Origin of the sequence: Flavobacterium sp. N1736, assembly GCF_025947065.1 — a bacterium.
Classification (GTDB): domain Bacteria; phylum Bacteroidota; class Bacteroidia; order Flavobacteriales; family Flavobacteriaceae; genus Flavobacterium.
This window is the reverse complement of sequence record NZ_CP109994.1, coordinates 2,157,255-2,183,699: the sequence shown is the minus strand read 5'-3', so window position 1 is coordinate 2,183,699 and position 26,445 is coordinate 2,157,255. Positions and strand designations below refer to the sequence as shown.

Below are 26,445 nucleotides of genomic sequence, written 5' to 3'. Positions count from 1 at the left end.
TAAAATAAAAGTGAAGGTAATCAAAATTGTAATTATTAAACCATATAAGTTATGTAAGAAAATATAAGTTTAGTTTAAATGAACTTACATAACTTATATGGTGGAAAAATAAGTGTTTGCAATAAAAAAACTTCGACCCTTTGTACCTTTGCAACTTAGAACCTTTTTCCGTACTTTTGCACCAAATTAATTAAAAAGACATTCATGTTAACAGTCAATAATTTATCAGTTCAATTTGGCAAACGAATTTTGTTTGACGAAGTAAATACCACATTCACACACGGAAATATTTATGGAGTTATTGGAGCCAATGGTGCTGGAAAATCAACTTTTCTAAAAATCATTTCAGGCGATATCGACCCAACTTCCGGTCACATTCATTTAGAACCGGGAAAACGTATGTCGGTTTTGAACCAAAATCACAACATGTTCGACGAGCATACGGTTTTGGAAACTGTTTTGATGGGAAATAAAGTTCTGTACGCTGTTAAAAAAGAAATGGATGAACTTTATTTAGACTACAACGATAAAAACGCAGACAGAATTGGAGAACTTCAGGTTCAGTTTGAAGAAATGAACGGCTGGAATGCAGATTCTGATGCCGCTTCGATGTTGTCTAACTTAGGAATCAACGAAGAACACCATTATACATTAATGGGCGATCTTGAGGGAAAAATTAAAGTTCGTGTCCTTTTGGCACAGGCACTTTTTGGAAATCCTGATTTGCTTATTATGGATGAGCCTACCAATGACTTGGATTTCGAGACAATTGCCTGGTTAGAAAACTTCTTGGCAAACTATGAAAATACTGTAATTGTAGTATCTCACGACCGTCACTTTTTAGATTCGGTTTGTACACATATTTCGGATATTGATTTTGGAAAAATTAATCACTATTCAGGAAACTATACATTCTGGTACGAGTCTAGCCAATTAGCAGCAAAACAACGTGCACAGCAAAACAAAAAAGCAGAAGAAAAGAAACAGGAATTAGAAGAATTTATTCGTCGTTTTAGCGCCAACGTTGCAAAGTCTAAACAAGCAACTTCACGTAAAAAAATGATTTCTAAATTAAATATTTCAGATATTAAACCTTCAAGCCGTCGTTATCCGGCGATCATTTTTGATCAGGATCGTGAAGCAGGAGATCAGATTTTGAATGTTGAAAATTTAGAAGCTTCTGTTGAAGGTGATCTTTTATTTAAAGGTGTAAACCTGAATATGGCAAAAGGAGATAAAATCGTTCTTTTCTCAAAAGATTCGCGTGCTACAACAGCATTCTACGAAATTTTAAATAACAATCAAAAAGCAGACGCAGGAACTTTTGATTGGGGAATTACAACAAACCAAGCTTATTTACCGGCAGAAAATCACTCATTTTTCGAAAACGATTTGACATTGGTAGACTGGTTGCGTCAATATGCAAAAACAGAAGAAGAGCGTGATGAGGTTTTCATTAGAGGTTTCTTAGGGAAAATGATTTTCTCCGGAGAAGAAGCTTTAAAAACAAGCCGTGTGTTATCAGGAGGAGAAAAAGTACGTTGTATGTTATCAAGAATGATGATGGAACGCGCGAATATACTAATGCTTGATGAGCCAACAAATCACTTAGATTTGGAGTCGATTACAGCTTTCAATAACTCGTTGAAAAACTTTAAAGGATCTGTGATTTTCACCACACATGACCACGAGTTTGCACAAACTGTAGGTAATAGAGTAGTGGAGTTAACACCAAACGGAGCAATCGACCGTTACATGACATTTGATGAATATCTTGATGATGAAAAAATTCAGGAATTAAGAAAGAAAATGTATAATTTGTAACTCTATTTTTTACATAAAAAAAGAAATCCCGTTATTTTCATAGCGGGATTTTTTTATGTTTTATTTTTTGAAAAACCTGGTAAAGATCCAGATAATTATGGCGATTACAAAAATCACGATAAATATTCCGACTCCCATTCCGGCTTGAAAAATATCTCCAATAACTTCGCAACTTGTAAATGAAAACAGTATTACGAATACCATTAACAAACGTGTAATGTTCTTTTGCATGATTTTGCTTTTTTAATTGTTTTAAAAAGAATTTTGTATTCTAATTATCGTAGAATAAAATTACTTTAATCAGCAAAAAAATGTTTTACACAATTTAATTAGAAAGTTCTAATATTTGGCACTATTTATCAATAGTCAAAAGAATCAATTTCAATATATTTATTAGTCGAAGAAGGATTTTTATCACTTCTTACTACAACTTTAATGGTATGAGAACCGCCAGACAGTCCTGTTTTTGTATAAAGTAAATAATTTGCGGTCCAGCCACTGCCATAACAATCTACAGTCGAATCGAGAACATTATCAATATATACATCGGCTTTTCCGTGGTCTGATCCAAGTACACCATACCATTTAATAGTGGTACCGGTAAATGTAAGCTGACTGTAACTGGCAGCGGTTGTACTATACTTTGCTGTAGACATAAAATAATTGGAACCGGATGCATTACCCCAGGTTCCTGAATATGTAATAGTTGGTGTACGATCATCTAGTTTTACGGGATCAGGTATTACCACCGGAAAATCTTCTTTCCAGAATAATTCATCGGTTTTTACAAAAGAATAAAGGTAGTTATTGCCGGCTGCCGGATTTTGAGAAGGATACAGGGCAATACATTTTGTTTTTCGGTTTAGATTTCGCGGCAAAAGCAGCATATCAGCAGGTACTGGTACCAATATCTTTTTAGTCCAGTCCAATGCTGGTACCTGCGATGAAAATCCAGGGGCATTATAAGCTCTCATTGCAGACGACAAGGATGTTTCTCTTTCAGGCCAATAATTAGAAGTATCCTGCTCATTTTTATCGTGAATTAAATAAGTAAAAAGAGAGGTTGGATAACCTGCGTTAATGATGGCATCTTTTGCAAATGAATAAAATGCCGAATGATCCCCATGCAAATCATAAAAACTGGTTACATAAACTTCCGTAGGTAAATAGTCATTTATGATCGATCCTATATCCTGACGAAATGAAGCCTTGGTATATGGAGCATGAGAACCAAATTTTGTATAATGGTAATCTGGAAATCCAGGCTCAAAACCTTTTGTAGTTCCGGTACCAATTGCAGTAGTTTCGCTGGCGGCATAATACAATTTGTATAGAAATGACACACTGTAACTCTTTCCCCAATCAGGATAACCCAAAAAAATCAAATCAGATGAACTAACGCCTAATGAAGCCATCGCATTTATTGTTTCCTGAATTCGGCTGCTATTATTATAACATACAGCAACTACAACTTTTACCTGATCGCCGTTAGCTATTGCCTGTTCTATAATTCCTGCGCATCCCAATGCTTCATCATCATTATGAGGCGCCAATATTAATATTTTTTTTGCAATCAATAAAGCATTCGATTTTTGTGAACTTTTTGCTGTATTTGCTGTTTTAACTTCAGATTCACTATCACTTGTATCAGCAGAGCATGAAAACAAAAATAAAAGACACATTATTGTACCTACTTTAATACTTAGTTTTGTTAGATGTAATTTTTTGTTCATGATTTAATTTTTAAAAATTAATAATTAGAAATAAACACTATGTAAACACCTGTTTTTTAGGTATTTAAATGTATGTTAAATAATGATGCGATATTCGTAAAAATAAGTAATTTCTTATTTTTCTTATTTTTAAAGATTTTACTAATGAAGGAGAAATAATTCTATAAGAAAAAAAAGGAGATTAAGTCTGTTCCAAAAAACGAATTCTGAACCTTAAAATCCACTCAACTCAAAAAAAAATATTTGTATTTATAATACCCCAACAAATAAATTCTGATTTCGTATATTTGCCCAACCAAACATTACACTTAATTATGAGCCAAAAAGTATTACTTAATTCAAAAGAAGTTACTATCATACTCCATCGTTTGGCTTGTCAGTTAATCGAAAAACACCTTGATTTCTCCGATACCATTTTAATCGGAATTCAGCCGAGAGGCGTTTTTTTAGCTGAACGTTTAAAACAAATATTAGAAAACGAATATCAGAGACCTGAAATTTCTTTGGGATATCTGGACATCACTTTTTTTAGAGATGATTTTCGTCGCACTGATAAACCGCTTGAAGCCAATAAAACACAAATAAATTTTATAGTCGAAAACAAAAAAGTCATTTTTATCGATGACGTTTTGTTTACCGGACGAAGCATTCGTTCTGCCTTAACCGCAATTCAGTCTTTTGGGCGACCTTCAGAAATTGAATTGTTAGTGTTAATCGACAGACGTTTTAGCCGTAATTTACCAATTCAGCCCGATTATCGCGGTCGTCAGGTAGATGCAATTAATGGTGAAAAAGTAAGAGTGAGCTGGAAAGAAAATGACGGAGAAGATGTTGTTCATTTAGTAACAAATTAAAATGTTTAATCGATAAATCGTTTAACCGTTTAATCGCAAAAACGAGACGATTAAACAAATCAACAAATCAACGGTTAAACAAATCAACAAATAACCGAATAAACAAAAAAATGACAGAGAACGAAGCGTTTATTTATGAATCAATTTTTAATCAGGTCAGAATGGGATTTCTTTCGCTTGATGAGATTCAGGAAAATATCCTTGAAGAAATTGAAGACAACGAATTTGGCGACGAAATCTCAGAAGAATGGGCTTTTGATAAAGTAAGAGAAGAATACCAAAAGTTACTTGCAGAAAGTAAACAATGGAAAAGTCCAACCGATACTGAAAAGCTAATAAAAGCGTTTGATGAATTATGCGATGAAAACATAATCGCGCTTCACAAAGCAGGTTATACCACAACCGACGGTGAATATGAAGTAGTTGAGGTTGAAAGAGATTTGCAGGAAAATGAAGTCGAGTCTGATGGTTATTGTTTTTATCACGAACAGGATTTAGCAAGAGCAATCGCAGTTGAAGATCCGGGTTTGTATATTGCTTTTCAAAAGGTGGATAATACTAATGATACAATTACAATAGAAATAGGAAAACGAGTTGCCGAAGTTTTAATAAATAACGATTTTAAAATAAAATGGGATGGCTCTGCAAGAACTAAAATTGAAATTCCGGGTTTCAGATGGCAGAAGCTTTTTGATGAAGATGCAAGAGATCTGCAGGATTACAGTGAAGTTGTAGACAGAATGGTTCAATAAAAACAGCAACTCTTAAAGATATTGAAGAACTGAAAGTTTCAGAAATTCAGGAATTTGACACATAAATATTAAACAAACAAAAATGAAAGAATTAAGCGTAAATCATTTATTAGGAATTAAATACATCAACGAGAATGATATTAACCTAATTTTTGAAACGGCAGATCATTTTAAAGAAGTCATTAACCGACCAATTAAAAAAGTTCCTTCATTACGAGATATTACGATTGCCAATATTTTCTTCGAAAACAGTACCAGAACAAAACTCTCGTTTGAGTTAGCCCAAAAAAGATTATCGGCAGATGTTATTAGTTTTTCTGCCGCACAGTCATCGGTTAAAAAAGGTGAAACCTTAATTGATACTGTAAACAATATCCTTTCCATGAAAGTTGACATGGTTGTAATGCGCCACTCCAACCCCGGAGCGGCTTATTTTTTATCTAAAAATGTCAAAGCCAGTATCGTAAATGCCGGAGACGGAGCACACGAACATCCAACGCAGGCTTTATTGGACAGTTATTCTATCAGAGAAAAATTAGGCGATGTTGCCGGAAAAAAAGTCGTTATTGTAGGCGATATTCTTCATTCAAGAGTTGCCTTATCCAACATATATGCTTTGCAGATGCAAGGCGCAGAAGTTAAAGTTTGCGGACCAAAAACACTGATTCCAAGATATATAGAATCACTTGGAGTTACGGTTGAACCAAATCTTAGAAAAGCATTAGAATGGTGCGATGTTGCAAATATGCTTCGTGTACAAAACGAACGTATGGATGTCAACTTCTTCCCGTCAACACGTGAATATGCACAACAATACGGAGTCGATAAACCATTATTGGATTCTCTTGGAAAAGAAATCGTCATCATGCACCCCGGACCAATCAACAGAGGAGTAGAGATTACTTCTGAAGTTGCCGATTCTGATCATTCGGTAATTTTAAATCAGGTTGAGAATGGAGTTGCAATCAGAATGGCGGTGATTTATCTTTTGGCGTCTAAGATTCAGTAGAGTTGGTTTATTTTGTTTCAGGTTTCAAGTTTCAAGTTTTGGAACGCTAAGCTTAGAACCTGAAACATGAAACTTTGAAACCTGAAACCTGAAATTTGAAACTAAAAATAAAAAATAAAAAAACTTCGTACCTTAGCTCTCAAATTATTGTTTTTATATTAGCCCCCATATATTAAAATGAAAGTAGATCAAAAAGGACATACTGTTACGATTAAAGATACTCAGAGAGATTTTAAATCTTTTTTTGATAACGTTACGCAGCAGTTTAAAACCTATGAAAAACAAAATGTTATAATTGATTTGTCTGCCAATTCTAATTTATCTGAAAGTGATTTAAAACTTTTTTTACCACTTTCGAAGCAACAAAAAAAAGCAAAAAAATCTTTTGTAATTGTAGTTTCTGAACTTGATTTCAATGCTGTTTCGGATAAATTAACTGTCGTTCCTTCTCTTTTAGAAGCGCATGATATTATCGAAATGGAAGAAATCGAAAGAGACCTCGGGTTTTAATTTTAGATTTTAGAGTTCAGATTTTAGATTTTTCCCCAACATTGCGGGATTATTTATTAGATTTTTAATACTGAATCTGAAATTTTAAGTTCATCAATCTAAAATCTAAAATCAACAATCTAAAATTACAAATGAAGCTCACCATACTTGGCTGTTATGCCGCAACTCCCAGAACAATTACCAACCCGACTTCGCAGGTTTTAGAAATTAAAAACAGATTGTTTTTGATTGATTGCGGCGAAGGAACCCAAGTTCAATTGCGAAAAAACAAAATTAAATTCTCGAAAATTAATCACATTTTTATTTCGCATTTGCATGGTGATCACTTTTTTGGATTGATTGGCACTATCTCGACTTTTGCACTTTTAGGACGAACTACAGATTTACATATTTATGGACCAAAAGGAGTAAAGGAAATCATAACATTGCAATTGCGATTATCGAATTCATGGACAACGTATGATTTATTTTTCCATGAATTAGAATCAGATAAAAGTGAAGTTATTTTTGAAGATAACAGAGTAATTGTAAAAACGATTCCGTTAAAACACCGTGTTTATACAAACGGATTTTTGTTTCAGGAAAAACCCGGAGAACGAAAATTAAATGTAGATGCTGTTCAGCAATATGATATTCATACGGCTTATTATCAAAAAATAAAAAACGGCGGAGATGTTACGCTTGATGACGGAACTGTAATCGAAAATAAGAAATTATCTTTCGATCCGATTCCGGCAATGAGTTATGCATTTTGTTCTGATACCGTTTATAATGAAGCGATTATCCCAATAATAAAAAATGTAGATATTTTATACCACGAATCTACCTTTTTAGAATCAGAAGCTCCTTTAGCGTTAAAAACATTGCATTCAACAGCAAAAGAAGCGGCAACAATTGCACTTAAAGCAAATGCGAAACAATTGGTTTTAGGACATTACTCCACACGATATGACGGTATTGAGCGTTTTAAAGAGGAAGCTCAGGAAATTTTCCCAAATGTGCTTTTAGGCGACGACGGGGTTTCTTTTGATTTTGAGTAAAAAAGTTAAATGTTAGATGTTAAAAGTTATAAGTACTTTGTAACGTATTCGATCTAACTTTTAACATCTAACATTTAACATTAGAAAAAATGAATGATTTAAGCAATTATAGAAAGTCTTACGAGAAAAGCGAATTATTAGAAACTAATATTCCCGAAGATCCCATTAATCTTTTTAACCGATGGTTTCATGAAGTAGAGGATTTTGGTGCAAGCGGAGAAGTAAATGCGATGACGGTTTCGACTATTGGTTTGGATGGTTTTCCGAAATCGAGAGTTGTCTTATTGAAGAAATTCTCAGAGGAAGGATTTATTTTTTATACCAATTATAATTCGGAAAAAGGAAAAGCAATTGCGGCAAACCCGCATGTTTGTCTGTCTTTTTTTTGGCAGGAAATGGAACGTCAGGTTATTATTAAAGGAATTGCCCAGAGAACTTCTGAAAATATCTCAGACGGTTATTTTGATTCTCGTCCTGACGGAAGCAAATTGGGCGCTATTGTTTCGAACCAAAGTGAAGTCATTCCGTCAAGAACTTTTCTGGAAGAAAATTTAAAGAAATTAGAAGCAGAATTTGAAGGAAAATCAATTCCGAGACCGGAGAACTGGGGAGGATATTTAGTAACTCCTTTAGAAGTTGAATTCTGGCAGGGAAGACCAAACAGATTACACGACAGAATTCGTTATCAAAGCCAATCTGATTTCTCCTGGAAGATTGAACGCCTATCTTCTTAGTTGTAAGAAAAATATATTATTTTAAACTTTAAATATGTAGTTCATCGATTATTTTTGTAGTTTACCGATAAATTAAATATGTTTGACAAAGAATTAGAAAATTATATCATCTAAATATAAAGCATTTGCCCCAACATTTACTTTAAAAATTAACTACCATTTGATTATGAAAAAGATGATATGCAGCATCGCGACGTTCATTGTAATAAGCATTACAATGAACTCGTGTACTGCTGACACTGCCGAAGGAAGTCAAGAAGATACTGCCACTACAGAACAAACTCTTGTTACAAGCTATGCGTATAACGATGCAGAGCTGGAAACCATGAAATTAATAAACGAATATAGAGTAAGCATTGGTTTAAATGCGCTTGAAAAAATCAATCATATCTCTTATAAATGTGAAGAGCATAATAAATATATGATCGAAAATAATGTCGTAAACCATAATGATTTTGTAGCGCGTTCTGAAAATATCATGAAATTATTAGGCGCAAAAAAAGTAGGCGAAAACGTTGCTTACAATTATAAAACATCTGCAGCTGTTGTAAAAGGCTGGTTAGAAAGCGCTGGACACAAAGAGAATATCGAAGGAAATTATACTCATTTTGGTTTGGCTGTAACGACAGATGCTTCCGGTAAAAAATATTACACGAATATATTCGCTAAAATTTAAAAAATTATTGGACTGGTTTTTTAGTTAGTCGTTGTAGCTCTTTTTTAGAGTTACAACGATTTTTTTATTTTTTTTTATTGTTTTTTTAGTAAAGCTGCCCATTTTAGGCAGCTTTACACGTTTAATAATTATAAAGCAGTGATAATAAATTCACTTCGTCTGTTTGCCTGATGTTGATCTTCGGTGCAATTTACACCGTCAGAACAGTTATTAACCAGTTGGGCTTCTCCAAATCCTTTGCCTTTAAGTCTGTTAGCTGTAATTCCGTTTTTAATTAACCAGTTAATCGTCGATTTTGCTCTTCGGTCAGACAAAGCCTCATTGTATTTATGCGTTTGTCGGCTGTCGGTATGCGAACGTATATCGAGTTTCATTGTTGGATTATTATTGAGTACATCCAATATTTTTTCCAGATCTAAAGCCGCTTCTGTTCGAATATCGGATTTATCCAAATCAAAATAAATCATTTTTATAGCAAAACATTTTCCAAGATCATCGCCAACAGTTACTTTACATTTTGCTTTGTCAAGTGCAATTGGCAAATTGGTTTTTCCGGTTAATTTTCCAATTGTAATCGTAAGTTCTTTTGTGGTAAAATTTTCTTTTTCGGCTCTTACATTATACATTTTTCCACATTCTACAGGAAAATAATAAGTGCCGGAAGCATCAGAAATTGTGGTGTTTTTTACGATTTGATTTTCATATAAAGTAATTTTAGATTCCGGAAGAATAATTCCTGTTTCCGCATCTGTTATAACTCCGCTTAATTCCTGAATACATTGCAGTTTTTTGGTTTCGAGAAATTTATAAATATCATCAGAACCTTGTCCGCCATTTTTATTAGAACTAAAATAACCTTTTCGGGAAACCGGATCAATTACATAAGCAAAATCATCTTGCGGAGAATTAACATCTGCACCAACATTTTGTATAGAAGTTACAGTTCCGTTATCTTCAAGTTTTCCTACATAAACATCTAATCCTCCAAGTCCGGGCCGACCATCTGATGAGAAATAGATTTCGTTTTCATCGGTTATAAACGGAAATGTCTCTTTTCCTTCCGTATTAATTGTTGCACCTAAATTTACCGGACTACCATAAGTTGCACCGTTATCATTTATGCTTACTTTATAAATATCAGATTGCCCTAACGTACCGGGCATATCCGATGAAAAATATAAGGTTTTTTCATCCGGACTAAGCGCAGGATGTGCCGTAGTGTAATTGTTACTCGTAAAAGGAAGCGCCGTTATATTAGTCCATTTATCATTTTCAAAAGTGGCTTTATAGAGTTTTACTAATGTAATTTTGTTTTCGTTTTTTCCTTTTTTTCCGTCAACATAATTGTTTCTGGTAAAATAAACTGTTTTACCATCTTTTGTAAAAGCAGGTGAGGCTTCATGAAATTTAGAATTTAATACGCCTTTAATTTTTTTTACTTTGCCTGAATCAATATCTGAAGTATAAAGATTAGTAAAATATTCGCCTGTCCAGGTGTGTTTGCGCTGCGTAAAATTTCCGGTATCTCTTGCCGATGAAAAATATATCTTTTTATTGTAAACAAAAGTTCCATAATCTGAGTATTTAGAATTTATGCCCGCATCTTCAATTGTATAACGTCCGGAATTGGCTTTTATCTGATCGAGATAATTTACATCTTCATTATAAAGTTTTCCCCGGCTATCATCTTTAGATTTAAGGATAAACTCATTCATAACTTTATTGGCTTTTTCAATTTGTCCGGTCGATTTTAATGATTGCGCATATCGGTAATAATATTCCGGTTCAACAGGGGTATTCATAGCAAATAATTCATCGTACCATTTTGTCGCCCCTTCAAAATCTGAATTGAAATAATAGGAGTTTCCCAGTTTTTTAAACATATCTTCAGATTTGTATCCTTTTAAGGCTACCTTTTCATACGTTTTTATCACATCGACATACGCATATGTATCATATTCTTTATTGGCTGTTTTTATTTTCGCCTGTTGCGCATTGCCTTCGAGTGCAATAAAACTAAAAATAATGATGCAAAAGAGTGTATAATTTTTCATGATTAACTATTTTTAGAAGAAACGAGGGTTTGTTATTTTGCTATTTTTCCTGAAAAATTCATATCGAAGAAATATCTCATGCGATCCTGAATTATAATTGTTTAAGTTGGTGGTTTCGCGATCGTAACCGTAACCTAAATAAAGACCTTCTGTAATTTGAAATCCAACCATTGCACTTATCGAAGCGCTCCATCTGTAAGCAGCTCCCAATACAAACCTGTCATAAAACATAAAATTGGCTGATATGTCGACTTGCAATGGCGCGCCTTCGACCATTTTTGCCAAAACTGCAGGTTTGAACTTTATATACTGATATTTATCGAGATCAAATACATAACCTCCCATTAGATAATAATTGATTTTATCTTTGTAAATAGCAATATCATTGTCATCATAACGATTTGTTTCGATGAAATTTGGAACCGAGAATCCGATATAAGCTTTATCAGAATGCCAATAAACTCCGGCTCCTACGTTGGGAGAAAATTTATTATCGAGATCCTGAAATTGTGGATCGTTCTGATTTTCAGGATTTAGTTTGCTGATATCCAAATTGAATAAATTTGCTGTTCCTTTAATTCCAAATGAAAGTTTGAAATTAGCAGATGTTTGAAGCGTATAAGAAATATCGACAGAAAAATTGTTCTCATTTGTAGGACCAATTTTGTCATTGACCAAAGAGAAACCAACTCCTAAATTAGAATTATTTATAGGTGTATTTGCCGAAAAACTGCTGGTTTCAGGTGCTCCGTCAAGTCCAACCCATTGCGTACGATACAATCCAAAAATGCTTAAAGCTCCACGAGAACCCGCATAAGCCGGATTAATAGTGATGGTATTGTACATATATTGCGTAAATTGAGCATCTTGCTGTGCAAAACCTACAATAGATACAAGCATTAAAACGAAGGATAATAATTTTGCTCTCATAGTAGATGTTTTTTAGTATTACTATTGATTACTTCGATAAATATAAAAAGCCGTCTTTTTTATTCGATTGAATTGTATTATTTCCGTCTAAGGATTTATAATTCACGATATAAAAATAAGTTCCGGTTGGCAGCCCGTCAGATTGTTTAACGGTTGTTCTGCCTCTGGAAGTTCCGTCAAATGCATTAGTAGTATTGTTGTAATTAGAAGTTTCAAATACTAATATTCCCCAGCGGTTATAGATTTCGACTGTATTTTCGGGATAACATGTTGTGTCATCAATATTGTCAATTTTAAAGAAATCATTTATTCCGTCTCCGTTTGGCGAAAAAGCATTGTGTATGATAACATTTCCACACGCCAATACTTTGCAGTCATCGTTAATTTCCATAGTTAGCACAATACTTTTAGGGCAATTTTGATCTGCAATTTGATATTCAAATACATAATTTCCCAATGCCAAACCAAGAGGATTCAAAATATTTCCCTGCAATGCATTGCTGTTATTTTGATCAATCCACGTTCCGGTTGCTGGCGTATTTGCCGGTAATAAAGTTGTTAAATCAATAAGGCTTGAGTCATCGGCGCAAGCCTCGCCGGAAATATTTGTAATTCCGTTAGGAAGAACCGTAATAGTAACCAATCCTGTATCGCAATTATCAGGATTTAGTTTCTCGCAAATTTGATAATTATACGTGTAAGTTCCGGCAGGAGTTAAGCCCGAAACATTTACATTACCCAAAGCATCAATCTTAATATTTGCATCTGTTTTATCGGAGTTATTATTTACTAACATAAAGTTTACGAGCTGTAACGTAACCGCAGTTTGATTGAGAAGATCATTGGTTAAAACATTTCCAACAAGCCCAAAAGTGTTACAGCTTATATTGGCATAAACATCGTCGTTCGCCATAATTGCAGAAGAAGATACAGTAATGGTTACCGTTGCGGTGTCGCAGTTTCCAAAATCAGCCTTTTCACAAATTTGATACGTCAATGTATAAGTTCCTGCGGGTGTATTTGCGGGAATATTTACAGATCCGTCAGCATTTAAAGTCAAAATTCCTTTAGGATCTTGTGTTACAATTGTAAGAGTTACATCATTTGGATTAACTGTTGAGCCATTTAATGTATCATTATTATAAACATTTAAGACATTAGTTCCGCCTGTAATTCCATTAATTGGTCCTGCGACATCATCATTTGCCACAATTGCAAATGTTGGTCTTGCAATACAATAAGGATCTGCCGGAGGATAATTTATTGTAATAGTTTGAGTTGGATTCACAGAGATTGCTAATGTCGCCGTTGGACGAAGTGTTTCAAATCCGTCGCTGCCCTGAATCCATTTATTATTTTCGAAAATCCAGCCCGGCCAGTCAATTCCGTTACCGGCTTGATCTACAACAGCGCCCGGCCATAAGACTCTGCCGCTCAAAGATAAATCTGTTGTAGTGCTTATAACGTTGTTACCACTATTTGTCCAGGAGATTGTTACGCCATTTACGGGAGTAAAATTTACCGGAGTTACAACATAATCAATATACGGAACGTCATTAACACAAATAGAAGTTGCGGTAATCGTGATAACCGGAGCTACAATCGTAACCGTTACAGTTGCTGTATCACAGTTTGAAATTTGATCAGCTTCGCAAATTTGATATACTAATGTGAGTATACCTACTGGAGCATTTGGTAAAACATCGACAGAACCATCGGCGTTTAATTGTAAAAACGCATTTGGTGTTACAGTCGTAATAATCACGTCTGAAGCAGTTACAACAACTCCTTCAAGCGTATCGTTTGGTAATATATTCAGCACATTTTGCGTCGTATGATTTACACCTGCAATTGGTCCGGCGCTATCATCATTAGCAACAATATCAGCATAAACTTTGCAGTTTACACCAAAATCAGCATCCAAATGAACCAAATCCTGAGGCGTTACAGTTACAATTATTGCGGAGTTTGTAGTGGTTTGACAAACAGTGTGTAATTGTGTTTTTCCGGTTTTCGAAGTTATTTTTTTGGCTGTAGCCGAAGGAAGTTCTTTTACCAGATTCGTTGCTCCTAAAGAAGCTGCCACAGTATCAAAATTAGAATCTCTTACCAGTTTAATGGTATAATCTCCATACGGATTTGCAGTTTCAGGTCTGTTTCTCCAAAATCCTTCAATACCTACAATTACTTCTGCGTGATAACCATTTGAGCCGTCAATAATAACGTTCGAACTCAATGCATTTCCAAAACCACCGGCATTTAATTCACCAACATTTTGTGTTCCTGTATAACTTCCGTCACCATTAAAATCAATCCATTCCCATTGGCTGTAATCAATTGCGCCTTCGCTATCCGGAATATTTTTCGTTACAATGTTGTCATTATTAGCATCATACCATTCATCCTGAATGCCATTGCCATTTGTGTCATACCAAACATAATCTCCTAAAACGGGCAAGGTCGATTTTCCATATTCGAAATTATGTTCCTGAATAATACAATCTTCAAGAGTAGTAAAAAACAAACTCGAAGTTACAGGATACAATTGATAAGCACTATTTAAATTAGCATCCTGAACCTGAACTAAATAGTTTCCTGCAGGTACACCAGAAAAATTATAAAGTCCATCAATACCCGTTACCCGCAATAAAATTGGTCCCGCTGTATTGCCTTGCGGAACTAAAGTAACCGGAACATTTGCAATAGGCGTATTTGTATCTGTATTTATAATTTGTCCGGATATTTTTACGGTATATGTTGGCTGAGTTATCGTTACAATCGAAGTTGCTGTACAAGTTTGATTTCCGTTATTTACAGCAGACAAAGCTGTTAAAGTATAAATCCCGGCAGGTAAATTAGAATTTCCAACAACCTCATTTTTGTCATTCGTAATCACAACAGTTGAACCGGGACTGTTTGTAACTAAAATAGAACCATTATTTCCGCCAAAACAAGTTACATTAGAAGCAATTCCCGAAACAAATACTTTATTTTCGACAGTAAAAGTTTGTATTAAATCTGTTTTATTGCCTGCACAATCTGTCAGCGTATAAGTTCTGGTCAGGATATAAGCATTTCCTTCGCAGCCCGAAGCGCCATTATTTGCATCGCTAATTGTAATATTTATGTTTTGACTGCAATTATCGGCAGCATCTTTTATGTCTTGTGGGTTTGCCAATGGAATATCTGCAATATTTTGTAAATCTGCCCCATCAGCCGGAGCAGTACCTGTTGGCGGAGTCGTATCTTTTACGGTAATAATTTGAACATAAAACTGCGTGTTTCCACTACAATCGCTTGTTGTCCATTTACGGGTCAAAGTATAATTTGTACTGCATCCATTCGCAATATCACTTTTAATTTCAGAGAATACAATTGGCAAATTACTATCGCAATTGTCTGTTGCCTGCATTTCGGCAGGTTCAGGAACGGCGTCACAAGAAACGGTAATATCTGTTGGAAGATCTCCGCTAAAAGTTGGTTTTGTAGTATCTTCAATTGTAATTATCTGTGTGAAAGTATCCGAAATATTTCCGCAATCGTCAGAAACAACCCAAGTATTGGTATACGTTCCCGCATTCGAACAAGATCCCGAAGCCACAAACTGACCGCTGGTTTTTACGATATTCGAAACATCACCATCACATAAATCAGAAGCAATAGGAAATAACGCTTGCGCGGAAGCCAAAGCAGATAAATCGCTGCATTCTACAGTTCTGTTTAAAAAAGCAGTTTGTGTAGTCCAAGTTGGCGTTGTATTATCAATAATAGTAATTACCTGCGTAAAAGTTGTCGAAGTATTCAAACAAATATCTTTCGCAATCCACGTATTGGTATAAGTTCCAGAATTTGAGCAAGAACCGGCAACAAAATTTCCACTGGCTTTGGTATATGTTATAGTTCCTCCACAATTATCAGTTGCAGTTGGCGTTTGGTTTTGCGCTGTCGAAAGTCCGGCAAAATCACTGCATTGCAAAGTCACGTTTAAGGCATTTGCAGTTGTTGTCCAAGTTGGCGCTGTATTATCAATAATTGTAATTACTTGCGTAAAAGTTGTCGAAGTATTTAAACAAACATCTTTTGCAACCCAGGTATTGGTATAAGTTCCTGAATTTGCACAAGAATCTGCAACAAAATTTCCGCTGGTTTTGGTATATGTTATAATTCCACCGCAATTATCAACTGCAGTTGGCGCTTGATTTTGCGCTGTCGAAAGTCCGGCAGAATCACTGCATTGCAAAGTCACATTTAAGGCATTTGCAGTTGTAGTCCAAGTTGGCGTTGTATTATCAATAATAGTAATTACCTGCGTAAAAGTTGTCGAAGTATTCAAACAAATATCTTTCGCAATCCACGTATTGGTATAAGTTCCAGAATTTGAGCAAGAACCGGCAACAAAATTTCCACTGGCTTTGGTATATGTTATAGTTCCTCCACAATTATCAGTTGCAGTTGGCGCTTGATTTTGCACCGTAGAAAGTCCGGCAGAATCACTGCATTGCAAAGTCACGTTTAAGGCATTTGCAGTTGTTGTCCATGTTGGTGCAGCAGTATCCTGAATTGTAATAATTTGCGTTTTTGTTATTACTCCACATCCGGTTGTAACTTTAAAAGTTCTGTTTACAATTGTTGGGCAAGTTCCTGATGCAACATCAGAATATGATATTGTATAACTTCCCAAACTTGCACTATTTGCAAGAGAACCACCAGCCGTATTTAATTGTGCGAGAGTAATTGCAGTATCAGTTGTTTTATATGCTAATCCTGTAATCGCGGCTGTACTGCATCCGGATATTGTAGCATTATCGGGCGCGACAAGAGCCGCCGCCGGACTAATCGTTACGGTTGAAACTGCAGAAGTTAATTCACAATTTGTATTGCCGTTTTTAACTTTTACGGTATAAGCTCCACTTGCTGTTGCAATAAGTGTTGAAGCCGTTTGTCCTGTTATTTCAACATTGTCTTTGTACCAAGTATAAGTTGGAGAAGCCGCATTTGTACTTGCGGTTAATGTTGTAGATCCGCAGGCGCTTAGAACTCCGGTTATTAATGGCAGGCAAGGCACAAAATAACCCGGACTTGTAATTGTTTTTGAATCAGCGGAACATGATGTATTCTGATAATTAAAACTAGATGTACTTACTGTTTGATTTCCGCAGGCACTTCCGGTTGGTGTTAATTGATAATTTAAAGTAATGGTTTCAGAATTCAAAAAATCGGTATTCCACGTAATTACTTGTCCAGATACTGAAGTTGTTCCTTTGCTAACCGAAATTGATCCCACAGTAAATCCCGGAATCACAGTTTCTTTTTCGATTAAACTCTGCGCAACCCACGAAATTTGAGTCGCAATCTGATTGTAAATTGCAGTTAAATTTGCAGCGCTTTGCGTGATATACGCAGCACTTCCCTGAATGCCATCCAAAGTATATTTTGCTACATACTGGTCACTTCCAACAGTACTAATATTCCCCGGAATTCCCCCAAATAAACCAACAGAAAAAATCTGATTGTTGTAAGTTACACTGCTTTTTACCGTAGTTTTAGCATTCGTTGCAGCCGTAATAGCACTTGTAACACAAACTGAAGAAGTGCTTACAGTATTACAGCTTGTTGTATTTCCAACACTTCCGGTTCTGTTTGCAACACCATCCGTAAGTAAAATAATGCCTCTTGAAGTACTGCAGTCAAAACGCCCATTGGTTTCCAGTTCCGTTTCTGCTTTTACAATTCCATCCTGAATATTCGTATTATTTGTTGCCGTCAGCGCATTAATTTTAGCATTTAATGTCGTAACACCCGCCGCATTCAAATACGTTAAACCCAGTTCAAGCTTAGCATTTGTAGTATACGATACAATAGCAATTCGGTTATTTGTATTTGCAGATGCCTGTGTAATAAATGATTTCGCCGCCAATTTAGCATAATCCATAGATGTTTTTGTATCGCCGGAAATCGTGTTTCCCATACTTCCGGAAACATCAATAACTAAAATCACATCAGAATTTCGAGTAACAGGATTAGCGCCTGTAATGTCTACTTTTACATTCACAATGCCACAATTACCCGCATTTGCAGTAACCGTTTTATTGGTTGTTATCGTTTGCGCCAACCCTAATGAAGATGATATAAGTAATACAAAAACAAAATGTATTTTTTTTATATCATGAAAATAATTGCTGAAAGAGAGTAGAGTTTTTTCCATTTTAAATTATTTTAAGGGAATACCTGAAATAGAGTTAATCATTAACCGGATTAATGATGTAAGTGTGTAAAACCGTTTCAGCAGAATAATTGCTGCAGTTTTTTGAAGTCGCAGTAATCTGATTGCAGGACCATTTTTCTACAGCAGTGCCAATAGGTACTGCAATGTGTATGTAGAAATTTATGCTTTGCCCCGCATTTAATGTTATTTCGCTAATGGTATTTTTTTCAGAATCTATAAATTCAGCATTAACTGCAACGTTGCCGCTTGCAGGGCTATCGTCACTATTACTGCAGGAAGAATTTATATTCTTAGAATTCAGGACATAAGTATCTGTCGATGCTCCATTGTTGGTAAGAACCATCGCGTAATAAGTTCCGTCGAGAGGAGTACTTCTAATATTTCCGTTATTTTCAACAACCAAAATTGCGCTGCACGAACCTGATTGTGCAAATGAAATATTGAGGAGTAAACAAAACAGTAATGAAAAAATGTTTTTTTGAAAGATTCTTTTTTTATAAGAAAAAATAGACTTACAATTTTTTACAAATTTTACGGCTTTTTGAAGAGTAGAGTTTGTTCTCATAACTAAAGATTTTGTTTTGAATTATTTCTAATATTTTAACAGAATCAAAGTTATATAGGCAATCATTTTTTGATTTTTTTTATCTGCAACTAACCTAAAAACTCGTTGAAATGTTCTTTTTTTGTTAAATAATGGTAAAAAATGCAATTTTTTATGTCATTTGTAACAAATAAAATTGTACGAATTTTTTACTTTTTTGTGTTAAAAGAGAAAAAAATAAATATCATAAATAACTAATAATCAGATATTTAGTTAATTTTTTAGGAATGATAATTAAATCGACGAAATGATGGGTTTGTTAGATGAAGTACATAATTTGTTAAAATGATAATTTTGATAATTTTGGAAATTTTGACTTTTCAGCAATTTAAATTCTTGTTAAAATTTTCTTCAAATGTTAACAGAATTAAAAAAAGGAGGACTATTACAATTTCTTTTGTAAATTAGAACTTCAATAAAAAAGCAACTTCAATTTTGACGTTTCTAAACCCTTCTATTTATGAAAAATTTAATTTTAATACGACACGCCAAATCAAGTTGGGAAGCGCCTTTAAAGGATTTTGACAGGCCATTAATGAAAAGAGGAATTTTAGATGCTCATGAAGTGTCGACCCATATTGCAAAATATCTTCCTAAAACCTATATAATATGGAGCAGCACTGCGGCTCGTGCATCTGAAACAGCACTTATCTTTGCTCAAAACATATCCTATCCCATAGAAAGCATTGTTTATAAAGACGATCTTTATACTTTTGATGATAAACAACTCGAAAAAGTTATTAAATCTTGTGATAATAGTTTCGAAAGCGTTATTCTTTTTGGACATAATGAGGCTATTACAAATTTTGTTAATAAATTTGGGGATGTTTTTATAGAAAATGTACCTACTTCAGGATTTGTATCGCTTAAATTTGATACCGAAGCCTGGGATGCAATTCATAAAGGCAAGACACAAAAAACAATTTTCCCCAAAGATTTAAAATAAATAAAGTGTACGAGCAGAAATATATCGATAGAGAAAAAAGTTGGTTAGCGTTTAATGCAAGAGTGCTTCAGGAAGCAGCAGATAATACAGTGCCACTTTTAGACAGGTTGCGTTTTGTTGGAATTTTTTCGAACAATTTAGATGAATTTTTCAGAGTTCGTTATGCCGCAATCCGCAGATTGAGTCTTTCTGGAATTTCAGGCGAAAAATATTTAGGCGGCGTTTCGGCACACCAATTAATTAAGGATATTACCGAAATTGTAATTCAGCAGCAATCTGAAAGTTTACGTATTTTAGGAAATATAGAATCTGAACTCGAAGCCGAAAATATCTTTATTATAAACGAAGATCAAATTACAATAGAGCAGGATAAATTCCTGAAAGACTTTTTTACGCAAAGATTAAGTCCGGAATTAGTCACGATTATCTTGAATGATCTTGCTGAATTTCCTATTCTTAAAGATACTTTAGGGTATTTGGCTGTTCGATTAGAGATGAATACAAATGATGAGGTTCGATACGCCGTTATCGAAATCCCAAAAACCATAAACAGATTCGTTGTTTTGCCTTCTCATGATGATAAACATTATGTTATTTTAATTGATGACGTGATTCGCCATAATCTGAAAAACATTTTCAATATTTTCGATTATAAAAGCGTTACGGCGCATATGATCAAAATTACGCGAGATGCGCAATTGGATATTGATAGTGATTTGAGCAAAAGTATGCTCGAAAAAATCGCCACATCAGTAAAAGATCGAAGAATAGGTGAGCCCGTTCGTTTTATTTACGATAGTTTAATCGAAGAAGACACATTGCGTTTCTTTCTTGATAAAATGAAAATTGTAGAAACAGACAGTATAATTCCCGGAGGAAGATATCATAATCGACGTGATTATATGAATTTTCCAAATTTAGGAAGATACGATTTATTGTATAAAACCAATGATCCGCTGCCAATTCCCGGTTTGAGTTTAGGCGGAAGTATTCTGGAAAAAATCAGTAAAAAAGATTATTTATTAAACGCTCCATATCAGTCTTTCTCATACTTAACAAAGTTTTTACGAGAAGCGGCATTAGATCCAAAAGTAACAAGTATTAAAATTACCTTGTATCGTTTGGCTAAAAATTCGCAAATTATCAGTTCATTGATAAATGCAGCAAAAAACGGTAAAAAAGTGACCGTTCAAATCGAACTTCAGGCGCGTTTTGATGAAGCTTCGAATATTTCGTATGCAGAACAAATGCAAACCGAAGGAATCGAATTGATATTTGGAATCAAAGGCTTAAAAGTACACAGTAAAATATGTGTTATCGAAAGAACAGAAGAAGGTAAAAGTCGTCGTTACGGATTTATTTCGACGGGAAATTTCAACGAATCGACAGCAAAAATTTATACCGATGTGACACTTTTTACCTGTAATCAGGGAATTTTGAAAGACATTTCTAAAATCTTTGAATTTTTTGACATCAATTACAGAGTGCACAGATACAAACATTTAATAGTGTCTCCGCATTATACAAGAAGTAAATTTATTAAACTGATCGATCGTGAAATTCTGCACGCATTGGCAGGTAGAAAAACACATATAAAGCTTAAAATGAATAGTTTATCTGATTTTAAAATGATCGATAAATTATACGAAGCCAGTAATGCCGGAGTAAAAATCCAGCTTCAGGTAAGAGGAATTTGTTCGTTGATTCCGGGAATTCCGGGAATGAGCGAAAATATCGAAGCCATAAGTATTGTCGATAATTATCTGGAACATTCAAGAGTTTATATTTTTGGAAATGCCGGATTAACAGAAGTTTATATTTCTTCTGCTGATTTTATGACAAGAAATCTTGATGGACGAGTTGAGGTAACCTGTCCAATTTACGACCTTGAAATCAAAAAAGAACTCGTTGACAATTTTGATATAGGATGGAAAGGGAATGTTAAAGTGAGATATCATTCCTATAAATTAGATAATAAATATAAAGCAAGAAATCATCATGCCCCATTTAGAGCTCAATTGGAGACCTATAAATATTATCAGAATAAAATTTCGGTATTAGAAGAGGTTTCACAAAAAATAAATTTATAAAACCAAAACAAATCATAAGTGAGCATGATTAAAATTAAAAAGTATGCAGCAATAGATATCGGTTCAAATGCCATGAGGCTTCTGATATCCAATGTTGTAGAACAAGAAGGCAAAGAACCTCAATTCAATAAAAGTTCCCTTGTTCGTGTGCCAATTCGTTTGGGACAAGATGCCTTTACAGTAGGAGAAATTTCAGAAGAAAATATAGATCGAATGGTTGATGCCATGAAAGCATTCAATCTTTTGATGAAAGTACATAAAGTAGAACGTTATATGGCATTTGCAACTTCGGCAATGCGCGAAGCATATAATGCGAAAGAAGTTGTGGCTTTGATTAAGAAAAAAGCCGACATTAAAATTGAAATTATTGATGGTAAAAAAGAAGCGGCGATAATCGCTTCTACAGATTTACATCATTTATTAAAATCAGATGAAACCTATTTATTTGTAGATGTTGGCGGCGGAAGTACCGAATTTACCTTATTCTCTGATGGAAAAATGATTACTTCAAGATCGTTTAAAGCAGGAACAGTTCGTTTATTAAATAATATGGTTCATGATGTAGTTTGGGATGAAATTGAAAAATGGATTAAAACCAATACCGCAGATTATGAAGAAGTAACCTTAATTGGTTCTGGCGGAAACATCAATAAATTGTTTAAAATGTCTGGAAAACAGCAGGAAAAACCGCTTTCATACATTTATATCAATTCGCAATATGCGTTTTTAAATTCATTGACTTACGAACAAAGAATTGCCGAATTAGGTTTAAACTCTGATCGCGCCGACGTAATTATTCACGCCACACGTATTTACTTAAATGCTATGAAGTGGAGTGGAGCACGCCAGATTTACGTTCCTAAAATAGGACTTTCTGACGGAATCGTAAAAGCAATGTATTACGGTAAAATCTAAAAATATTGCCACAGATTACACAGATTCAAAAGAGTATAAAATCTGAGAAAATCTTTTAATCTGTGGTAAACTTTTTTTCAACATCAAACTTTATATAAAATGAATAAAACCAGACTCGAAGCTTTTAGTGATGGTGTTTTAGCAATTATTATTACCATTATGATTTTGGAAATAAAAGTGCCTCACGGAGTTGAGTTTGCTGATTTAAAACCACTTATTCCTAAGTTTTTAAGTTATATCCTGAGTTTTATTTATGTTGGAATTTACTGGAACAATCACCATTATTTACTTCATGGTTTATCTAAAGTAAACGGAAAAATACTTTGGGCAAATCTTCATTTATTATTTTGGCTGTCACTAATTCCCGTTGCAACAGGCTGGATGGGGGAGCATAACTTCGCAAAAGCTGCGATGGCATTTTACGGATTCATTTTATTGCTTTGTGCGATTGCGTATGTAATTCTTCAAAAAACAGTTTTAGATGTTGAAGGAAAAGATTCTGTATTGGCAAAAGCTTTAGGAAACGATTTAAAAGGAAAAGCTTCTGCTGTTTTATATACGGTTGGAATTGTGGCTTCATTTTACAACGAATGGCTTTCCGGAGCAGCCTATTTCATCGTTGCAATGTCCTGGCTTATTCCGGATAAAAGAATCGAAAAAGTATTTACTAAATAACTTTAAGCACTAAACTTATCTCATACAAAAAGCTATGTAGGTAAATCCAATCCAAATGTAGAACGCAAAAGCTCAATATTTGGGTTGATTTCTAATAAACGATTGTAGCGATCCTGATCGTTAAAGCTTCTTTTGGTTTGTATCGTTTCATTTACAATAATTTCAATTGTAATGTCGTGATTATGCAAATGTCCTTTTAAATGTCCTAAAAGCCCATTAAGCTGACTTTCAAAATCTAATTTAGAACCTTCATTTGGTAATTCAAGTGTAATAACTGTTCCGTTCAAAGTTGGGTCGTTAATCAATAATAACGATTCCATGATTTTTAAACCTTTTTCGCCCAAACGTTGTGCATATTTGTTCCAATGCAATAACATTTCAGTCTCCGTAAATTCTTCCGTAGGCAAAACTGAGGAAGGTTTTACATACGATTTATTGCTTTCTTCCATTGCTTTTTTAGCACGAATGCTTGCAAGAGAAAATGCAGAAACCTTTGGTTCGCCTTTTGTTTCAGCTCTTGGAGTTTCTGGAGTTTCAACTTTTGGAGTTTCAACAATTTCTGTTTTTTGTGGAGTCGGAACTTCAGTGGCTGGAGTTGGATTTTCAGCTTTTGGCTTTGAATTTTCGTTTTCAAGACTTTGGGCTTTTGCCTTTGGACTTTCGACTATCGAATAACCGCTATTTTTAAAATAAGTGGGCGGAATTATGAATTGCTCAACTTTTTTTTTTCTCCATCAAAGTTGATAGAGGCTAATTGCATCAAACATAATTCGACCAAAAGTCGCTGATTCTGACTTAATTTATATTTTAAATCGCAGTCGTTTGCAATGTCAATTCCTTTAAGTAAAAATTCCTGAGAACATTTTTGCGCCTGTACGCCGTACATTTGCTGCGCTTGTTCACCAACTTCAAGCAAACTTAAAGTAGCAGGAGTTTTGCTTACCAATAAATCTCTGAAATGCGAAGCTAATCCGGCAATAAAATGATGACCGTCGAAACCTTTTGCAAGAATTTCATTGTAAGCAATTAAAAGATCCGGAATTTTATTTTCTAAAAGTAAATCGGTAATACTAATGTACGTTTCGTAATCTAAAACGTTTAGGTTTTCGGTTACAGCCTGACGTGTTAAGTTGGTTCCGCAATAAGAAACCACACGGTCAAAAATCGATAAAGCGTCACGCATGGCACCATCAGCTTTTTGAGCGATAATGTGCAAAGCATCGTCTTCAAAATTAATTCCCTGACTTGTTGCAACTTCTGCCAAATGTTCTTTAGCATCTTTTACAGTAATTCTCTTGAAATCAAATATCTGACAACGAGATAAAATCGTTGGAATAATTTTGTGTTTCTCCGTAGTTGCCAAAATAAAAATAGCATGTTTTGGCGGTTCTTCCAATGTTTTCAAAAAAGCATTAAAAGCTGCCGAAGACAACATATGAACCTCGTCAATAATATAGACTTTGTATTGCCCGGTTTGTGGCGGAATTCGAACCTGATCAATCAGACTTCGAATATCATCAACCGAGTTGTTTGAAGCGGCATCCAACTCAAAAACGTTAAACGCAAAATCTTCGTTTGGATCGTCATATCCCGGCTGATTTATTTTTCGAGCCAAAATACGCGCGCAAGTCGTTTTTCCAACGCCACGCGGTCCCGTGAATAAAAGGGCAGAGGCAAGGTGATTGCTTTCTATGGCGTTTAGCAAAGTATTGGTAATGGCTTTCTGGCCTACAACATCCTTAAAGGTTTGTGGGCGATATTTACGAGCCGATACTACAAATTGTTCCATATTCTATTTTATTCGATAGCAAATATAGTCTGAAAATTACCAAATCACAAATCTGAAAATCATAAATCTTAGAGAAGATTTTGATTGGTTTGAATGTGAGAAAGTAAGGAAATTAAATTAACGATTTTTAATATATGTTTGATAAATTGAACACTGATGAAACGGATTCGCTAAAGCGAAAACGCTGATTTGTACGGATTTTTTTCTGTGGATATGTCCTCCTGAGCGAAGAAATGGTTTCAGCTTTATGGGCACTTCGTTTGTCTTCCTGAGCGAAATAAGGCTTTTAGTTTTATGGGCGCTCCGTTTGTCTTCCTGAGCGAAGTCGAAGGACCGCAATCATCATCGACAATCACAATCGACAATCAAAGTCCTTGCGAGGAACGAAGCAATCTCATAAAGCGGATAAATTAGAGATTCGTATTTTTCTTTTTGGAAATAACGAAAATTAGAATTAGAAATAATATGATGTTGACAATTAAAGAAATGATAATATATCTGCTATAAGTTTCTATTTTTTGTTCGCTTTTTTCTTTTTCAGAATTTGTATTTTGAGAAGCTTTATAAGATTTTAATTGATCTAATTGATAAAAAAATGTTGTCAGAGTTTCATTTCTTATTTTCAAATTTTCTATATCATTGCTTAAAGAATCTAATTTTGTAATTTTTCTTCCGTAAGTATTATAGTAAGGTATTGGTGGTGGAAATCCGGAAGGAATTTCCATTGTTTGGGTTGGTGATCTTAGATTAAGAGAAATGGTTCTGTCTTTATTAAATTTAGCATATACAATCCATAAATCATTTTTAAACGGAGCAATAAAAAAATCTTTTTCATTGTTTGTGGCTTTAATAAATTTTGAGTGATAATGACCTTTAAAAATTTCAAGGATTTTAAAATCGTATGTACCTAAAATTGTATCTACTTTTATAAGTTCTCCATAAAAAATAATATCAGCAGCTTTCAGTCCCCTATTAACCTTTTCCTGTTTTGTATAGTGAGGGTATTCACTTGGATAAGCTTTGATGGTGAAAAAGAAAACTAATAGTAAAAGATATTTCAAATTCATAAGATTGATTTTTAATA

22 protein-coding genes are annotated in these 26,445 nt (G+C 34.4%); 13 read left to right on the top strand and 9 right to left on the bottom strand.

What is annotated here, in order from left to right; translation table 11 throughout:
• Positions 1-204: 204 nt before the first annotated feature.
• Positions 205-1,824, top strand: a complete 1,620-nt coding sequence (locus OLM54_RS09125) for an ABC-F family ATP-binding cassette domain-containing protein (RefSeq protein ID WP_264538274.1) — start codon at positions 205-207, stop codon at positions 1,822-1,824.
• A 60-nt stretch (positions 1,825-1,884) separates the two neighbouring features.
• Here OLM54_RS09125 and OLM54_RS09120 read toward each other — a convergent pair whose 3' ends face one another.
• On the bottom strand, positions 1,885-2,055 hold the full coding sequence (locus OLM54_RS09120) for a hypothetical protein (protein ID WP_264538273.1): 171 nt from the start codon (positions 2,053-2,055) through the stop codon (positions 1,885-1,887).
• 128 nt (positions 2,056-2,183) lie between these two features.
• The gene (locus OLM54_RS09115) at positions 2,184-3,557 is read right to left on the bottom strand and encodes a PIG-L deacetylase family protein (protein ID WP_264538272.1); all 1,374 of its coding nucleotides are present in this window, start codon (positions 3,555-3,557) and stop codon (positions 2,184-2,186) included.
• Positions 3,558-3,871: 314 nt separating this feature from the next.
• Between OLM54_RS09115 and pyrR the strand changes: the two genes are divergently transcribed.
• From pyrR to OLM54_RS09080, 7 genes are all read left to right on the top strand, one after another.
• Entirely contained in the window at positions 3,872-4,411 is a 540-nt protein-coding gene (pyrR, locus tag OLM54_RS09110) for a bifunctional pyr operon transcriptional regulator/uracil phosphoribosyltransferase PyrR (RefSeq protein WP_264538271.1), read from the top strand.
• A gap of 110 nt (positions 4,412-4,521) precedes the next feature.
• Positions 4,522-5,163: a DUF6891 domain-containing protein gene (locus OLM54_RS09105; RefSeq protein ID WP_264538270.1), complete on the top strand. Its 642-nt coding sequence runs from the start codon at positions 4,522-4,524 to the stop codon at positions 5,161-5,163.
• Between the two features lie 82 nt (positions 5,164-5,245).
• On the top strand, positions 5,246-6,172 hold the full coding sequence (locus OLM54_RS09100; protein WP_029273654.1) for an aspartate carbamoyltransferase catalytic subunit: 927 nt from the start codon (positions 5,246-5,248) through the stop codon (positions 6,170-6,172).
• Positions 6,173-6,349: 177 nt separating this feature from the next.
• Positions 6,350-6,682, top strand: a complete 333-nt coding sequence (locus OLM54_RS09095) for a ribonuclease Z (protein ID WP_264538269.1) — start codon at positions 6,350-6,352, stop codon at positions 6,680-6,682.
• Positions 6,683-6,813: 131 nt separating this feature from the next.
• Positions 6,814-7,722: a ribonuclease Z gene (locus OLM54_RS09090; RefSeq protein WP_264538268.1), complete on the top strand. Its 909-nt coding sequence runs from the start codon at positions 6,814-6,816 to the stop codon at positions 7,720-7,722.
• Between the two features lie 89 nt (positions 7,723-7,811).
• Positions 7,812-8,456, top strand: coding sequence for a pyridoxamine 5'-phosphate oxidase (gene pdxH, locus OLM54_RS09085; RefSeq protein WP_264538267.1), 645 nt, complete (start codon positions 7,812-7,814; stop codon positions 8,454-8,456).
• A gap of 166 nt (positions 8,457-8,622) precedes the next feature.
• Complete coding sequence (locus OLM54_RS09080; RefSeq protein ID WP_264538266.1) at positions 8,623-9,132, top strand: CAP domain-containing protein; 510 nt, start codon at positions 8,623-8,625, stop codon at positions 9,130-9,132.
• 128 nt (positions 9,133-9,260) lie between these two features.
• Here OLM54_RS09080 and OLM54_RS09075 read toward each other — a convergent pair whose 3' ends face one another.
• From OLM54_RS09075 to OLM54_RS09060, 4 genes are read right to left on the bottom strand one after another with little or no spacing between them, the layout of a single operon-like run.
• Positions 9,261-11,186: an OmpA family protein gene (locus OLM54_RS09075; RefSeq protein WP_264538265.1), complete on the bottom strand. Its 1,926-nt coding sequence runs from the start codon at positions 11,184-11,186 to the stop codon at positions 9,261-9,263.
• 12 nt (positions 11,187-11,198) lie between these two features.
• Positions 11,199-12,116, bottom strand: coding sequence for a type IX secretion system membrane protein PorP/SprF (locus OLM54_RS09070; RefSeq protein WP_264538264.1), 918 nt, complete (start codon positions 12,114-12,116; stop codon positions 11,199-11,201).
• 28 nt (positions 12,117-12,144) lie between these two features.
• Positions 12,145-18,321 (bottom strand): gliding motility-associated C-terminal domain-containing protein, encoded by a 6,177-nt coding sequence (locus tag OLM54_RS09065; RefSeq protein WP_264538263.1) that lies wholly within the window; start codon positions 18,319-18,321, stop codon positions 12,145-12,147.
• 34 nt (positions 18,322-18,355) lie between these two features.
• Positions 18,356-18,907: a hypothetical protein gene (locus OLM54_RS09060; RefSeq protein WP_264538262.1), complete on the bottom strand. Its 552-nt coding sequence runs from the start codon at positions 18,905-18,907 to the stop codon at positions 18,356-18,358.
• A gap of 499 nt (positions 18,908-19,406) precedes the next feature.
• Between OLM54_RS09060 and OLM54_RS09055 the strand changes: the two genes are divergently transcribed.
• The 4 genes from OLM54_RS09055 (at position 19,407) to OLM54_RS09040 (ending at position 23,572) form a co-directional block, all read left to right on the top strand.
• Entirely contained in the window at positions 19,407-19,892 is a 486-nt protein-coding gene (locus OLM54_RS09055; protein WP_264538261.1) for a SixA phosphatase family protein, read from the top strand.
• Between the two features lie 5 nt (positions 19,893-19,897).
• Positions 19,898-21,982, top strand: coding sequence for a polyphosphate kinase 1 (ppk1, locus tag OLM54_RS09050; RefSeq protein WP_264538260.1), 2,085 nt, complete (start codon positions 19,898-19,900; stop codon positions 21,980-21,982).
• A 24-nt stretch (positions 21,983-22,006) separates the two neighbouring features.
• Positions 22,007-22,897 (top strand): Ppx/GppA phosphatase family protein, encoded by an 891-nt coding sequence (locus tag OLM54_RS09045; protein ID WP_264538259.1) that lies wholly within the window; start codon positions 22,007-22,009, stop codon positions 22,895-22,897.
• A gap of 99 nt (positions 22,898-22,996) precedes the next feature.
• Entirely contained in the window at positions 22,997-23,572 is a 576-nt protein-coding gene (locus tag OLM54_RS09040; protein ID WP_264538258.1) for a TMEM175 family protein, read from the top strand.
• A 32-nt stretch (positions 23,573-23,604) separates the two neighbouring features.
• Here the strand turns inward: OLM54_RS09040 and OLM54_RS09035 are convergent, their stop codons facing one another.
• Positions 23,605-24,021 (bottom strand): DNA polymerase III subunit gamma/tau, encoded by a 417-nt coding sequence (locus OLM54_RS09035; protein ID WP_264538257.1) that lies wholly within the window; start codon positions 24,019-24,021, stop codon positions 23,605-23,607.
• Positions 24,022-24,037: 16 nt separating this feature from the next.
• Between OLM54_RS09035 and OLM54_RS09030 the strand changes: the two genes are divergently transcribed.
• Positions 24,038-24,247, top strand: a complete 210-nt coding sequence (locus OLM54_RS09030; protein ID WP_264538256.1) for a hypothetical protein — start codon at positions 24,038-24,040, stop codon at positions 24,245-24,247.
• A gap of 28 nt (positions 24,248-24,275) precedes the next feature.
• On the opposite strand, the gene dnaX is transcribed toward OLM54_RS09030, so the two are convergent.
• Positions 24,276-25,361 carry a DNA polymerase III subunit gamma/tau gene (gene dnaX / locus OLM54_RS09025; protein ID WP_264538255.1) on the bottom strand — a complete coding sequence of 362 codons (1,086 nt, stop codon included), beginning with the start codon at positions 25,359-25,361 and terminating at the stop codon, positions 24,276-24,278.
• 410 nt (positions 25,362-25,771) lie between these two features.
• Positions 25,772-26,422 carry a hypothetical protein gene (locus OLM54_RS09020; RefSeq protein WP_264538254.1) on the bottom strand — a complete coding sequence of 217 codons (651 nt, stop codon included), beginning with the start codon at positions 26,420-26,422 and terminating at the stop codon, positions 25,772-25,774.
• Positions 26,423-26,445: the final 23 nt, after the last annotated feature.

Excerpts from the sequence above, each read along its gene's own strand:
- OLM54_RS09060 (WP_264538262.1), bottom strand. The coding sequence starts at position 18,907 with ATGAGAACAAACTCTACTCTTCAAAAAGCCGTAAAATTTGTAAAAAAT.
- OLM54_RS09035 (WP_264538257.1), bottom strand. The coding sequence starts at position 24,021 with ATGGAAGAAAGCAATAAATCGTATGTAAAACCTTCCTCAGTTTTGCCT.
- OLM54_RS09080 (WP_264538266.1), top strand. The coding sequence starts at position 8,623 with ATGAAAAAGATGATATGCAGCATCGCGACGTTCATTGTAATAAGCATT.
- dnaX (WP_264538255.1), bottom strand. The coding sequence starts at position 25,361 with ATGGAACAATTTGTAGTATCGGCTCGTAAATATCGCCCACAAACCTTT.
- OLM54_RS09040 (WP_264538258.1), top strand. The coding sequence starts at position 22,997 with ATGAATAAAACCAGACTCGAAGCTTTTAGTGATGGTGTTTTAGCAATT.
- pyrR (WP_264538271.1), top strand. The coding sequence starts at position 3,872 with ATGAGCCAAAAAGTATTACTTAATTCAAAAGAAGTTACTATCATACTC.
- OLM54_RS09045 (WP_264538259.1), top strand. The coding sequence starts at position 22,007 with ATGATTAAAATTAAAAAGTATGCAGCAATAGATATCGGTTCAAATGCC.
- OLM54_RS09105 (WP_264538270.1), top strand. The coding sequence starts at position 4,522 with ATGACAGAGAACGAAGCGTTTATTTATGAATCAATTTTTAATCAGGTC.
- OLM54_RS09125 (WP_264538274.1), top strand. The coding sequence starts at position 205 with ATGTTAACAGTCAATAATTTATCAGTTCAATTTGGCAAACGAATTTTG.
- OLM54_RS09100 (WP_029273654.1), top strand. The coding sequence starts at position 5,246 with ATGAAAGAATTAAGCGTAAATCATTTATTAGGAATTAAATACATCAAC.
- OLM54_RS09075 (WP_264538265.1), bottom strand. The coding sequence starts at position 11,186 with ATGAAAAATTATACACTCTTTTGCATCATTATTTTTAGTTTTATTGCA.
- OLM54_RS09065 (WP_264538263.1), bottom strand. The coding sequence starts at position 18,321 with ATGGAAAAAACTCTACTCTCTTTCAGCAATTATTTTCATGATATAAAA.
- OLM54_RS09120 (WP_264538273.1), bottom strand. The coding sequence starts at position 2,055 with ATGCAAAAGAACATTACACGTTTGTTAATGGTATTCGTAATACTGTTT.
- OLM54_RS09095 (WP_264538269.1), top strand. The coding sequence starts at position 6,350 with ATGAAAGTAGATCAAAAAGGACATACTGTTACGATTAAAGATACTCAG.
- OLM54_RS09115 (WP_264538272.1), bottom strand. The coding sequence starts at position 3,557 with ATGAACAAAAAATTACATCTAACAAAACTAAGTATTAAAGTAGGTACA.
- OLM54_RS09090 (WP_264538268.1), top strand. The coding sequence starts at position 6,814 with ATGAAGCTCACCATACTTGGCTGTTATGCCGCAACTCCCAGAACAATT.
- OLM54_RS09055 (WP_264538261.1), top strand. The coding sequence starts at position 19,407 with ATGAAAAATTTAATTTTAATACGACACGCCAAATCAAGTTGGGAAGCG.
- OLM54_RS09030 (WP_264538256.1), top strand. The coding sequence starts at position 24,038 with ATGCTTGCAAGAGAAAATGCAGAAACCTTTGGTTCGCCTTTTGTTTCA.
- OLM54_RS09070 (WP_264538264.1), bottom strand. The coding sequence starts at position 12,116 with ATGAGAGCAAAATTATTATCCTTCGTTTTAATGCTTGTATCTATTGTA.
- pdxH (WP_264538267.1), top strand. The coding sequence starts at position 7,812 with ATGAATGATTTAAGCAATTATAGAAAGTCTTACGAGAAAAGCGAATTA.